Here is a 13,325-nt window from a genome sequence, read left to right on the forward strand (position 1 = left end):
CGCGCCGGACCGGTCGGCCGTAACGCCTCCGGTGGCAACGTATTACCTCGGCGGCAGGGACCGCCATGATCGGGGAGGGACGGATGGGGATTCTGATCGGCGGTAGTGCCGGCCCGACGAGGGCGGCGGTGTTCCTTTCGAACCGTGGCACCGGGGCGCCGCTGCAGGGCGTGCTGATGTTCGCGGCCGCGGAACTGTCGGTGCAGCAAGGACCAGCCGGAGGGCCGCCGAGCCCGTCGGTGGTGCGGTCGCCGTTGGGGCTGCTCGGCAGTGACCACGCCGGCTACGTGTCGTGGGACCTGGAACCGTTGCGGCGCCAGGCGGATCGGCTCGCGGGCGCGACCGGTTCGGTCACCCTGGAGCACCTGTGGGTGTTCCTCAACGGGCCGCTGCAAAGCGTCGTCGACCTGGTCGCGGACGCGAGCCCGCTGGCGGAGAACCTGGTCACGAGACTGTCGGTCGACCCGGCCGGCGTCTACCAGGACTCCTCGCCCGGTTTCCCGGCGATGCAGTCGCCGTCGCTGGCCGACTGGTCGCTCTCGCCCGGCTCGTTCGCGTACATGCCGGCGGAGCTCGTCGGCGCCGACGGCTGCGAGACGCTGCTGCCGTCGAACGTCGCGACGCAGAAGTTCCAGCTCTTCCAGATCGTGCCGATCCCCGGTCAGACGGCGACGCTGAACAAGCCGGGCGTGGCGGCCGGAGCGGCGGGCGACCCGCCGCCGCAGACCGGCGACGTGCCGGTGGCGCTGGTCATCACCTACGACGTGTCGTGGATCCCGGTCGGGCACGGCCTCGGCCAGATCACCTACAGCCTGCCCCTCGCCCCCGGCGAGGAGGTCCAGCTCGCGGTGGTCGACTGGGCACGGTCCTCAGTGGACACCCGGGGCGAGGAGACCACGCTGACCGACCGCCTCGACCACGACGAACTGCGCGACCGGACGGTCAGCGAGGTGGTCAACGCCTCGATCCACGACTGGCAGGCGGGCGGCTCGATCATGGGTGGCCTCGCGGCGGGCGCGTCCCTCCCGGCCGGCGGGGCGCTGCAGGCGAGCGGCGCGGCGTCCATCGGCGGCGGCTACGCCACCACGACCGGCGACCGGAACATCTCCTCCGACACCGTGCAGAAGCTGACCGACCAGTTCACCCAGCACTCGACGAACGTCCGCGACCTGCGCAGCACGGTCGTCGTGCAGTCTAAGCAGTCGGAGGCCGCGAACGCGCAAACCCGCCTGGTGCGCAACCACAACCACGCACACGCGCTGACCATGCTCTACTACGAGGTCCTGCGGCACTACCGGGTCGTCGTCGAGCGCGGTGCGGTGCGGCCGGCGGTGCTGCTCACGGAGAAGCCGGTCTCGTTCGTCCCCGCCGACCCGAAGTCGCCCGGTGACGTGATGGCGACGATCTCCCGCTATCGCAGCGTTCTCGAGCCGGGTCTGCTGCTGCCGGATCTCGCGGGTGGTTTCGACGCGGTGGAGAAGTACGTGGCGTGGCAGGAGGTCCAGCTGGAACTGCCGGCCCCGGCCGACCCGGGTGCCGTCCCGTTCCAGCAGTTCACCATCACCGTGGCCGTCGGCGGGCAGTCCGACGACGGCGGCGGGTCGCTGCAGGCGTCGGTCGTGCTGAGTGATCAGAACCGGATCGCGCTGACCCGGATCGACGGGGACACCACCCGCACCGAACTCCAGCACGGTGGCGACCTGACGAGCACCAACACCACCTACGCCTTCTGGGGGCAGGTGCCGAAGACCGATCCACCGCGGGTGTTCTGGAACAACCTGACCGCCCTCGAACTGACCTTCAAGCTGCACGACATGGGCAACCCCGACAAGGAGAACCTCGCGCTGGGCCGGATCACCGTCGTGGCGATGGAGCCCACCGGCGTGCAGACGGTCGTCTACGACCAGGTGCCGCCGCTGCCGGTCGTGCGCGGTCACGACCCGGTCACCGTGTCGCTGACGACCAGCAGGCCGCCCGCGTCGCCGCAGGTGCTCACCGCGGCACAGCACCTCTCCGACGACGAGAACCTGCTCCGCGTGCGGCTGCAGCACCACCTGGCCAACAACAGCGACTACTACAACCGGCTGATCCGGCTCAACGAGGACCCGAACGAGCGCATCGACCGGTTCGGCGCCGACACGCTGACGTTCGGCGGCCAGACGCGGCCGGTGTTCCAGGCCATCGAGAACCGCGCGCTGGACGTCTACGGCCAGGCGACGGCGTTCGCGCTGGACCCGGCGCTGTACAAGCAGGCGGTCAACGACGACGGGACGCCGATGCGGCTGCCGGACGTCGCGCCCGCGCGCAGCGAGGACGTGATCAGCCTGCCGACCCGAGGCGTGTTCGCCGAGGCGAAGCTCGGGCACTGCAACGCGGCCGAGGTCATCGACGATTCGCGGTTCTGGAACTGGCAGCTCTCGCCGGATCCCGACAAGGCGCCGAACATCGCCGACGTCAGCACCGCGACCAGGGAGGTCGTCACCTCGACGACACCGACCGCGTTCCCGACGTCGGTGGTCACCATCCAGCAGCCGCCCGCCGCGCCGGACCCGGTCGCGCTGGCCGCGGCGATGAAGGTGCTGGGGCAGGGCAACATCTTCACCGACATGTCGACCCAGACCGAGGTGGCCGCGCTGCTGCAGGCACTGGTCAAGGAGATCGGCGGCGGGGACGGCAGCGGCGGCACCAAGACCCCGCCCGGCGGCGGGACCACCACCCCGCCTGGTGGCGGTGGTGGCACGACTCCTCCCGGCGGAGGCGGCGGGGCCACTCCGCCGGGCGGCGGTGGCGGGACGACGCCGCCCAGTGGTGGCGGGACGACGCCGCCGGGCGGCAAGCCGACGAAGCAGGCGATGGAGGCGGATCTCGTGGCGGCGACGGCACTCGACGGACCTCCGGAGCACTCGCCGCAGCCACCGCAGGTGCTCACGCCCGGCATCCGGTCGGTCGTCGTCACGATCCCGCCGGTGGTCTACGGGCCCGGCGGCACGGGCAACGAGACCGGCGCCTTCTCGGTGCTGCTACGGCAGGACGGCATGGCGGACCTGCTGGCCGACAACGTCCGGCCCGGCGCGGACGACATCGTCCTCACCGGCGCGATCGACCCGGCGAAGCCGGTGGCGCTGTCGGTCAACGGCACGACGTCGCACTACATCTGGCAGCTCGACGCGTCGGACAACCTGCCCCGGCCGATCTCCGGTCCGCTGGGCTGGTACGGCCAGGCGACGTTGACCGTGCCGGCGCTGCCGGCGGTCCAGCAGAGCTACGGGTTCCAGGTGGTGCGCGAGACCGCGACGAAGGTCGTCACCGTGCAGGCCGACGACTTGGCCCAGGGCGTCGTCGGCGTGGTCGCGGCGGCGGCAGGCGTGCCGGTCGAGCAGCTGGTGTCGGTGGGCTCGCAGTTCGTCCCGCCCGCGCCACCGTCGACCGGGGACAGCGGCGGAAACGGCGGTGGCGGCATCAGCATCGGTGGCGGCGGCATCTCCGTCGGTGGCGGTGGCACCGGCGGCCCGGGTGGTTCGGGGCCGGGCCAGCACCCGACGCCCGCGCAGGTGAAGGGTGAGGTCGAGTACTTCACCGGGAAGCTGCTCATCGTGCCCGCGGGCACGGGACACGCCCAGTCCTGAACCCCTCCGGAACTGCGCCGCGGCACCCGTCGCGGCGCATTTCCGAGCACGGTCCAGACCCAGGCGCCCCACACCGACGACGGTCCGGCCTGTTATCGGCGGCGGCACAGGAGTAGTAACGGATCTTCGAGCCCGGATCAGCCGTTCCGGCTCCGACCTCCGGCTCCGGGAGACGATGTGCAGTCCGAATTCACCAACAGCCCGCCCCACCACCCCGTTGTCGTGGCACACCGAGCGCAGCGGCGTGCCGATCTTCAACTCCGGATCGCCGACGCGATCACCGCGTTCGCCGGCTCCATGCGGTTCGTCTACATCCACGCCGTGCTGTTCACCGTCTGGATGATCTTCATCGAGGCGGATCCGTGGCCCAAGCTCACCCTGATCGTGTCCCTCGAAGCGATCTTCCTCTCGACGTTCGTCATGGTCGGGCAGAACCGTCAGGCCGCGTTCCAGCAGGCCAAGGCCGACCACGATTTCACCGAACAGGAGCTGGAGCTCAAGACCAACACGACACTGACCCGCGAGATCCACGTCCTCACCACCGAGTTGCGCCGGCGCCTGGTCGAGGACGCCGCTCGGTGACCTACAGCAGCAGCTCGGCGGCGAGGAGCGCGACCTCGACCGTCAACCGGTTCCGGGTGATCGAGCCGCCGAGCAGGTCCTCGGCTTTGCGGACCCGGTAGTGCACGGTGTTCTTGTGCAGGTGCAGCCGCGCCGCGGCCTGCGTGTAGCTGCCCCCGAGTTCCAGGAACACGCGCAGGGTGTCACGCAGTTGCCTGGTCGCGATCTCCTCGCCGATGAGGCCGGGTAGGACGCGCTCCACCCAGCGCCGGAGGTCCTCCTTGTCCCGGGTGAGCAGGGCGGCGACCGCGACGGTGTCGAACGACACGACGGTTCCGACGTGGTCGCCGCCCGTTTCGGCGATCGCGCGGGCTCGCCGGGCTTCCCGCAGCGTGCCGCGGAAGCCGGCCAGGCCGGGAGCGGGGGCACCCAGGGCGATCCGCAGAGCGCCGTCGACCTGTGCCCGGAGCCGGTCTCGGTCGACCTCGAAGCGGCTGTGGTGGGTGAGCCACGCCCAGAGCGTCCGGTCGTCGTCGAGCATGGTCAGCGGAGTTCCGCGGCCGGACACCTCGGCCAGCAGGCGAGCACCCGCCTGCAGCGCGGCCGGATCGTCCGAGGGCAGCCAGACCACGGCGGCCTGGTGCCAGCCGCCCAGGGACCAGCCGAGCAACGACTCGGCGGCGTCCTCGCCGAGTCCGTCCGACTCGAGCACGAGCCGGATCTGGGCGGCGCGTGCGGCGCCGGTGCGGCTGTTCCAGCGGCGGCGCTCGGTCTCGTAGATGTCGATCAGGCCTTCGATGACCAGGTCGATGTAGTTGCTGACCCGCTCGGACACCTCGGTGATCGCGGCCAGCGCGACCGCGGTGTCCGGCACCTTCAGGTCGCCGACGGCGGCGATGGCCCACTGCAGGAACCGGTGCTCGCCGAGGCGGTAGGCCCGCAGCAGGCCTTCCAGCGACAGGTCGTGCTGCGCGAACCGCCGGGCGTACTCGGCCGCCGCCGGGGGCACGGTGATGCGGTCGATCGGGATGGCGTGCACGAGCATGTCGACGACCGCGGCCAGGTTCGCCGACGTGCTGGCCACCATCAGCCTGCGGACCGTCTCGTCGTGCCGGAACTCCGGGATGACCTCGACGAACCAGTCGGTCATCTCCGTGGTGAGGGCCGGCAGCGCCGCGTCGACGGCCCGAGCGACCTCGGCGACGACGTCGTCGCTGGTGGCGGACATGAGCCGACTGTAATCCGGCGGGCCGGGCGCCGCGCGTCCCCTCTTGTGACTTGGACACAACCGGGCGGGACAGCTTCGGGACACGCGCCCATGGTGGGTGCCTCGCCATTTTCCTACCGTAGTGGGACGCATTGACGCGAGACCGAATCCGAAAGGCAATTCCATGCACATTGCCGTGCTCCCGGATGAACGCGCACGACGCGATCCTGCCGGTGCGTGCCTGGCCGACGACACCGCAGCTCTCACCAATTCCGAATTCGCCCGCAAAACCCTCGCCGCCGCCGCGGCTTTGCGCGACCGCGGAATCCGCGCGGGAGACGTCGTGGCGACGTTGCTGCCCAACCGGGTCGAGTTGGTCGTCGCGTTGTTCGCTGCCTGGCGGCTCGGCGCGGCCGTCACGCCGGTGAATCCGGCGCTGACCGAGCCGGAAGCCCGGTTCCAGATCGAAGATTCGGGAGCCCGGGTCGTGCTCGGCCCCGCCGGGGCCGACTTGGTCACGATGCCGGTCGACGAGCTGGACGGGGACGCGACCGACGCCGGCCTCGAGGGCACGTTGACCGAGGACGCGCTCGCGTTGCTCATCTACACCAGCGGCACGACCGGCCGCCCCAAGGGTGTCCTGCTCGACCACGCCAACCTCGCGGCCATGACCGGCATGATCATCGCCGGGATCGGGCTGGGCCCCGACGACCACAGCTTGCTGATCCTGCCGCTGTTCCACGTCAACGGCATCGTCGTCAGCGTCCTGTCGCCCCTGCTGGCCGGCGGCCGGGCCACGATCGCCGGCCGGTTCCGCGCCGAGACGTTCCTGACCACCGTCGAACGGGTGCGGCCGACGTACTTCTCCGCCGTGCCCGCGATCTACGCCCGGCTCTGCACCCTGCCCGCGGACCAGACCGCCGACCTCGGCTCGCTGCGCCTGGTGATCTGCGGAGCCGCGCCCATGCCCGCGGAGCTGATCAGCCGGTTCGAACAGCGCTTCGGCGTCCCGCTCGTGGAAGGCTACGGCCTGTCCGAAGGCACCTGCGCCAGCACGCTCAACCCGCCCGCCGGCCCCCGCAAGCCCGGCACCGTCGGGCTTCCGCTGCCGGGCCAGCGGGTCGCGCTCATGACTTCCGGCGGGGCGCTGCTCGGAGACGGGCCCGGCGAAGTGGTGATCCAGGGCCCGAACGTGATGCGTGGCTACCTCAACCAGCCCGAAGCCACCGCCGCCACGATCGTCGACGGCTGGCTGCGCACCGGCGACGTCGGCCGGTTCGACGCCGACGGCTACCTCGTCCTGGTCGACCGGATCAAGGACATGATCATCCGGGGTGGGGAGAACCTCTACCCGAAGGAAATCGAAAACGCGCTGTACGCGCACCCCGCCGTCCTGGAGGCCGCGGTGGTCGGCATGCCCGACCCGGTGCTCGGCGAAGTGCCGGTGGCGACCGTCGCCGCGCACCCCGGCACCCGCGTCACCGCCGAGGAACTCCTCGACCACTGCCGGGGACGACTGGCGAAGATCAAGCTCCCGACCCGGATCGACATCGTCGCCGTCCTGCCCAAGAACGCGGTCGGCAAGATCGACAAACCGTTCCTGCGCCGCCAGCTGATTTCTTCGTAAACCACGTCGTACGCCGAGAAGGAGCCCGAAATGGGATTCAAAACCGGGGATTTCCCGCCGGTCGATCCGGAAACGTTCCTCGACGAACCGCTGTTCGACCGGATGAAGGCGCTCGCTCTGCACTGGGTCGAATACGGCTTCGGATCACCGAAGCTGATCCCGGCGACCTACGTCGTGAAGCTGCTGTTCGTGTACGTGCTCGCCGGAGTTGCCCTCGTGACGTGGACGTCGGGCGCGGGGCCGTTCTGGGACGTCACGCACTGGTGGAACCAGCCGGTCGTCTACCAGAAGCTCGTCCTGTGGACGATCCTGCTGGAAACCATCGGGATCGCCGGGTCGTGGGGCCCGATCGCGGGCAAGTTCAAGCCGATGACCGGCGGGATCCTGTTCTGGGCCCGGCCGGGCACCATCCGGCTGCGGCCGTGGAAGCGGGTGCCGTTCACCGGCGGTGACCGCCGAAGCGGACTCGATGTCGCTCTCTACCTGGCGTTCCTCGCGTCGCTGCTGGTCGCGATCGTCCTGCCGGGGGTGCCCAGCGCGTCGCTCACCGCGGCGCTGCCCGGCACCACCACCGGGCTGGTCGCTCCGGCGCTGTTCTTTGCCCCGATCGCGCTGTACGTGCTCAACGGGCTGCGGGACAAGACGATCTTCCTCGCCGCCCGCGGTGAGCAGTACCTGCCGGCTCTGGTGTTCTTCGCGTTCCTGCCCTTCGTCAACATGATCATCGCCGCGAAGCTGCTCATCTGCATCGTGTGGATCGGCGCGGGCGTGTCGAAGTTCGGGCGGCACTTCACCAACGTGGTGCCCCCGATGGTCTCCAACAGCCCGTGCGTGCCGTTCAAGTGGCTGAAGCGGGCGCACTACCGCGACTTCCCGCGCGACGTCCGCCCGTCCGGGGTCGCGGGGTTCATGGCCCACGTCGGCGGCACCACCGTGGAGGTCATCACCCCGCTGGTCCTGCTGTTCTCCACCAACCACTGGGTGACCCTGGCCGGGGTGGCGGTGATGGTCGTGTTCCACCTGTTCATCACCTCGACCTTCCCGCTGGCCGTGCCGCTGGAGTGGAACATCCTGTTCGGCTACCTGGCCGTGTTCCTGTTCCTCGGCTTCCCGGCCTCGGCGGGCTACGGCGTGACCGACATGAGCCCGGCCTGGCTCGCGATCGTCGTCGCCGCGGCGCTGCTGTTCTTCCCGGTGCTGGGCAACCTGCGCCCGGACCTGGTGTCGTTCCTGCCCTCGATGCGGCAGTACGCGGGCAACTGGGCGTCCGCGCTCTGGGCGTTCGCACCGGGCGCCGAGGAGAAGCTCAACGACCTTCCCCACCGGCCGACCCAGAACCAGGTCGACCAGCTGCAGGCCGTCGGCTACCCCGCCCAGGTCGCGGAGATCACCATGCAGCAGACCATCGCCTGGCGTTCCATGCACAGCCAGGGCCGCGGCTTGTTCTCCGTGCTGGCCACCCACCTGCCGGACCTGGAACAGCGCACGATCCGCGAAGCCGAGTTCGGCTGCAACTCCCTGATCGGCTTCAACTTCGGCGACGGCCATCTGCACGACGAGGACTTGATCGCCGCCGTGCAGAAGCGGGTCGGGTTCGCCCCCGGTGAATGGATCGTCGTCTGGGTCGAGTCCCAGGCCATCCATTCCCCGGTGCAGCACTACAAGGTCATCGACGCCGCCCTCGGCGTGGTCGAACGCGGCACCTGGAACGTCGCCGACGCCGTCCGCGAGCAGCCCTGGCTGCCCAACGGCCCGATCCCCCTGCGGGTCACCTGGCAGCGCTCCACTTCGGTCACCGAAACCGTCTGAGCCGAGAAGGAGTACGAGATGAGCACCGCGATCGTGGTCGGCAGCGGACCCAACGGGCTCGCCGCCGCGGTGAAACTGGCCAAGGCCGGCGTGCAGGTGACCGTGCTGGAAGCTGCCGACCAGATCGGCGGTGGCACCCGCTCCGGGGAGGCGATCGTCCCCGGCCTGCTGCACGACCACTGCTCGGCGGTGCACCCGATGGCCGTCGGCTCCCCGTTCCTGGGCGAACTCGGGCTCGAACGGTACGGCCTGCGCTGGCGGCTGCCCGAGATCGACTGCGTCCACCCGCTCGACGACGGCAGCGCCGGTGTCCTGCGCCGGTCGGTCGCCGAGACCGCCGCCGGGCTCGGCGCCGACGGCCGCCGCTGGGCCCGGCTGTTCGGCCGGCCCACCGAGGACTACGACCGGCTCACCGACGACATCCTGGGGCCGCTGCTGCGCTTCCCGCACCACCCGCTGCGCCTGGCCCGCTTCGGCCTGCCCGCCCTCGCTCCGGCGTCGCTGCTGGCCCGCGTGTTCGCCACCGAGCAGGCCAAGGCCCTCTTCGGCGGGGTCGCCGCGCACGCCTTCCAGCCCCTCGAAAACCTGCTCGGCTCCAGCATCGGGCTCGGCATCATCACCGCCGGGCACCGGCACGGCTGGGCCGTCGCCGAAGGCGGTTCGCAGCGCATCACGGACGCTCTCGCCGCTTTGCTGTCCGACCTCGGCGGCAAGATCGAGACCGGGGTGTGCGTCCGGTCGGCCGGTGACCTCCCGCCCGCCGACGTCACCCTCTACGACCTCACCCCGACCGCCGTCGCCGACATCCTCGGCGACCGGCTCCCGCCCCGGGTGGCGCGCGCGTACCGCCGGTTCGAGTACGGGCCGGGGGCGTTCAAGGTGGACTTCGCCGTCGAGGGCGGCGTCCCCTGGACCGCCGAAGCCGCGCGCCGGGCCGGCACCGTCCACTTGGGTGGGTCGTTCGCGGAAATCGCCGCCACCGAACGGGAAATCCAGCGCGGCCGGCTGCCGGAGCGGCCGTTCGTGCTGGTCGGTCAGCAGTACCTCGCCGACCCCGGCCGCTCGGCCGGCGACGTCCATCCCGTGTGGACCTACGCCCACGTCCCGAACGGCTACACCGGTGACGCCACCGAAGCGATCATCGCCCAGGTGGAACGGTTCGCCCCCGGCTTCCGCGACCGCGTCGTCGGCACCGCCACCCGCACCACGACGGGATTCGCCCAGTACAACCCGAACTACGTCGGCGGCAACATCCTGACCGGCGCCAAGACCGTTCCCCAGCTCGTCTTCGGCCCTCGCCCGACGCTGCACCCGTACGACGCCGGCCTGCCCGGCCACTTCATCTGCTCGGCGGCCACTCCGCCGGGCCCGGGCGCCCACGGCATGTGCGGCGCCAACTCGGCGGCTCGCGCCTTGCGGCACCTGCAACGCTGACCGCCCACGCCGTGAGCACCCGTCGGCCGGACCAGACCTCAGCCCAGCTTGATGGGCTGCGGCTGGGTGCGGACCACGATCACCGTCGGGCCGTCCGCCTCGGTCGCCAGCTTGAACTGGGTTCTGATGTCGTCCGGCGTGTCCGCGTGCACGGCCCGGCAGCCCAACCCCGTCGCGAGTGAGGCGATGTCGAGATCCGGGAGATCCATGCCCGGGACGCCGGGTGCGCCCTCGAGTTCGGCGAACGACTTGAGGATGGAGTACTCGCCGTTGCGCAGGACGACGAAGACGATGGGCAGCTTGTGCTGTGCCGCCGTCCAGATCGCCTGCACGGAGTACTGGAACGAGCCGTCACCGATGACCGCGATGACCGTGCGCCGGGTTCCCTTCGCACGGTCGCCGAGGGCGACGCCGACGGCGCCGGGCACGCCCCACCCGATCCCGCCGCTGCCGGTCGCGAAGAACGACCCGGAGCGCACGGTCGGCAGCCATTCCGCCTGTTCGACCAGGGTGGACGTGGACTCGTTGACGACGACCGCGTCCGCCGGCCGCACGTCGCGCAAGGCGGCGTAGGCCTCGGCCGGGGTCAGCGGACTGCTCGGGGTGCTCGGCGACTGGTGCGGCCACACCAGCGGCTTCGGCGCCGCCCGGTCCGGTCGCGGTTCCACCGCGTCGATCAGCAGGTCGATCGTGAGCCGGGCGTCGCCGAGCAGGCTGTCTCCCGCCGCGGCGTAGGCGGCCGTGTCGGGATCGCAGGTCACGTGCAGGAGTTCGGTTCCCTCCGGGAGGTACGGGCCGGGCACGTACGGGTAGTAGCGGAACACCGGCCCTCCGACGACCACGACCAGGTCGTGGCCGGCGAGCCGTTCGCTGACCCCGGCGATGGTCATCGGCAGGGTGCCCTGGTAGAGCGGGTGGTCCTCGGGGAAGGAAACGCGGTCGGTGAGCGGCGAGAACCCGTACACCGTCGCGGTCAGCTTCTCGGCCAGCGCGACCGCGGAGTCCCAGCCGCCGCTGCGATCGACCTCCGGTCCGAACACCAGCGCGGGGCGCGTGCCGGCGTTGATCCGCTCCGCGAACCGCGCGAGAGCCCCCACGTCGGGCGCGACCCGGTGGCTGAACTGACGCACCTTCGCCGGCCCGAGTGCCGGTTTCGCCCAGTCGTCGAGGGGAATGGACAGGAACACCGGGCCGGCCGGGGGTTGCAGCGCGATCGCGTAGGCCCGCATGAACGCGGCCGGCACGTCCTGCGCGCGCGCCGGTTGGTAGGCCCACTTCACCCACGGCCTGGGCAGCGTGGTCGCGTCCCGGTTGGTCAGGTACGGCTCGGTGATCACCATGTCCCGGTGCTGCTGCCCGGCGGTGACGACCAGGGGTGTCTTGGCGTCGTAGGCCGCGATCAGGCTGCCCATGGCGTTTCCCGTGCCGGCGGCGGTGTGCACGTTCACCAGGGCCGGCTTGCCGGTGATCTGCGCGTACGCGTCGGCCATCGCCATGACGGACGCTTCCTGGAGCGCCAGGACGTAGGTGAAATCGTCCGGGAAGTCGCTCAGGAATGTTTGTTCCGTCGAGCCCGGATTTCCGAATACCGTGGTCATGCCGAGCTTGCGGAGCAGTTCGTAGGTCGCATCGTGCACGTTCATCTGCTCTCCTTCGACGGAAATGCGGTGATTTCGACCCTAGGAACGCCGAAACGAACCGCCCTCGTGCTCCGGAGACGAAAACGCCGGGATCTCTGGGCCCTGAGCCGTCGTAGGCTGAGCGGATGCAGCCCAGCATCGACGCGGTGGACCGCGCGCTGTCGTCCGTGGGCGCGGCCGCCGGTCAACGCCTGCGTGAGCTGACGCAGGAGATCTGGCGGTTGCTCACCGAGGACATCCCCGAATTGCGCGACGACGACGTGCTCGCGCACCTCCTCGACGCGAGCATCGAAGAGAACGTGATGACTCTGCTGCACGCGTTCGAGCACGGGATCGCGCCCGACCGGGTCGACCCGCCGGCCGCCGCCGTGGAGTACGCGCGCCGCCTTGCGCAGCGCGGGTGCCGATCGTCGCGTTGATCCGGTCCTACCGCATGGGCCACGGCCGGTTCCTGGCGCAATGCGTGCAGGAGCTCACCGGCCGGTACCAGGACACGGAGCTGGTCAACGCGATCATGGCGCGGGTGATCGAGGTGAGCTTCCGGTACATCGACCGCGTCTCCGAGCACGTGATCGCCGTCTACCAGCAGGAGCGGGACCGCTGGCTGCTCAGCTGGACCACCGTCCGCTCGGCGCGGGTGCGGGCCGTGCTGCGTGACGAACCGGTCGACGTCGGAGCCACGGAGGCGGCACTCGGGTACCACCTGCGCCAGCACCACCTCGGCGTGGTCGCCTGGGTGGCCGGACGGCGCGATCCCGGCGAGGGACTGGCCCGCCTCGACCGGCTGACCGGGGCCGCCGCCGGCTTGCTCGGCTGCCCGGCCCGTCCGCTGTTCGTGCCCCAGGACGAGACCCTGGCCTGGATCTGGCTGCCCCTCGGCGCCCGCGTCTCCCCGGAAATGCCGGCCGAGGCATTCGACGACGGCGACACCCGCGTCGCGGTCGGCGAACCGGCGCACGGCCTGCCGGGATTCCGCGGCACGCTCCGGCAGGCACTGCGCACCCGGGACGTCGCCTTGGCCGCCGATCCCGGGACCCGGGTGACGACCTTCGCCGACGTCGGCTCGCTCGCGCTGATGTGCGCGGACCTGACGGCCACCCGCGAGTGGGTGCGGGACACGCTGGGCGACCTGGCCGTCGACGACGAGCCGCAGGCCCGGCTGCGGGAAACCCTGTGGATCTTCCTGTCCACCGGCGCCAGCTACACGGCCACCGCCGAACGCATGATCCTGCACAAGAACTCCGTGCAGTACCGCGTCCGCAAGGCGGAGGAAGCGCTGCCGGCGTCGATCCAGGACCGGCGCGCGGAGCTCGAGCTGGCGCTGCGTGCCTGCCGGTACCTCGGCCGTACGGTGCTGCGCGAGCCCTGATCGTCGTGCTCCGGCACCAAAGCCCGGCGCGGGAGTTGGTCCGCTGACCGTC

Annotated in this window: 9 protein-coding genes; 7 read left to right on the forward strand and 2 right to left on the reverse strand. The window is 70.9% G+C overall.

The features are described from left to right. Positions 1-83: 83 nt before the first annotated feature. Together OG738_RS30185 and OG738_RS30190 are read left to right on the forward strand one after the other, a co-directional pair. Entirely contained in the window at positions 84-3,626 is a 3,543-nt protein-coding gene (locus OG738_RS30185) for a hypothetical protein (protein WP_329045899.1), read from the forward strand. A gap of 222 nt (positions 3,627-3,848) precedes the next feature. Next, the gene (locus tag OG738_RS30190; RefSeq protein ID WP_329045900.1) at positions 3,849-4,208 is read left to right on the forward strand and encodes a DUF1003 domain-containing protein; all 360 of its coding nucleotides are present in this window, start codon (positions 3,849-3,851) and stop codon (positions 4,206-4,208) included. A gap of 1 nt (position 4,209) precedes the next feature. On the opposite strand, the gene OG738_RS30195 is transcribed toward OG738_RS30190, so the two are convergent. After that, complete coding sequence (locus tag OG738_RS30195) at positions 4,210-5,415, reverse strand: PucR family transcriptional regulator (RefSeq protein WP_329045901.1); 1,206 nt, start codon at positions 5,413-5,415, stop codon at positions 4,210-4,212. 163 nt (positions 5,416-5,578) lie between these two features. On the opposite strand from OG738_RS30195, the gene OG738_RS30200 reads away from it, so the two are divergent. Genes OG738_RS30200 through OG738_RS30210 form a run of 3 tightly spaced genes read left to right on the forward strand, consistent with a single transcriptional unit; the run spans position 5,579 to position 10,264 of the window. Then, positions 5,579-7,021: a class I adenylate-forming enzyme family protein gene (locus tag OG738_RS30200; RefSeq protein WP_329045902.1), complete on the forward strand. Its 1,443-nt coding sequence runs from the start codon at positions 5,579-5,581 to the stop codon at positions 7,019-7,021. A 30-nt stretch (positions 7,022-7,051) separates the two neighbouring features. Next, entirely contained in the window at positions 7,052-8,830 is a 1,779-nt protein-coding gene (locus tag OG738_RS30205) for a DUF3556 domain-containing protein (protein WP_329045903.1), read from the forward strand. Between the two features lie 18 nt (positions 8,831-8,848). Then, the gene (locus OG738_RS30210; RefSeq protein WP_329045905.1) at positions 8,849-10,264 is read left to right on the forward strand and encodes a phytoene desaturase family protein; all 1,416 of its coding nucleotides are present in this window, start codon (positions 8,849-8,851) and stop codon (positions 10,262-10,264) included. A gap of 38 nt (positions 10,265-10,302) precedes the next feature. Here the strand turns inward: OG738_RS30210 and mdlC are convergent, their stop codons facing one another. Continuing rightward, a complete protein-coding gene (gene mdlC / locus OG738_RS30215; protein ID WP_329045907.1) occupies positions 10,303-11,907 on the reverse strand; it encodes a benzoylformate decarboxylase in 1,605 nt (534 codons plus the stop codon). 122 nt (positions 11,908-12,029) lie between these two features. On the opposite strand from mdlC, the gene OG738_RS30220 reads away from it, so the two are divergent. Together OG738_RS30220 and OG738_RS30225 are read left to right on the forward strand one after the other, a co-directional pair. Next, positions 12,030-12,323 carry a hypothetical protein gene (locus OG738_RS30220; RefSeq protein WP_329045908.1) on the forward strand — a complete coding sequence of 98 codons (294 nt, stop codon included), beginning with the start codon at positions 12,030-12,032 and terminating at the stop codon, positions 12,321-12,323. Then, complete coding sequence (locus OG738_RS30225) at positions 12,305-13,273, forward strand: PucR family transcriptional regulator (RefSeq protein ID WP_329045909.1); 969 nt, start codon at positions 12,305-12,307, stop codon at positions 13,271-13,273. The genes OG738_RS30220 and OG738_RS30225 overlap by 19 nt, the downstream gene beginning before the upstream one ends. Positions 13,274-13,325: the final 52 nt, after the last annotated feature.

This window comes from Amycolatopsis sp. NBC_01488 (genome assembly GCF_036227105.1).
GTDB lineage: Bacteria > Actinomycetota > Actinomycetes > Mycobacteriales > Pseudonocardiaceae > Amycolatopsis.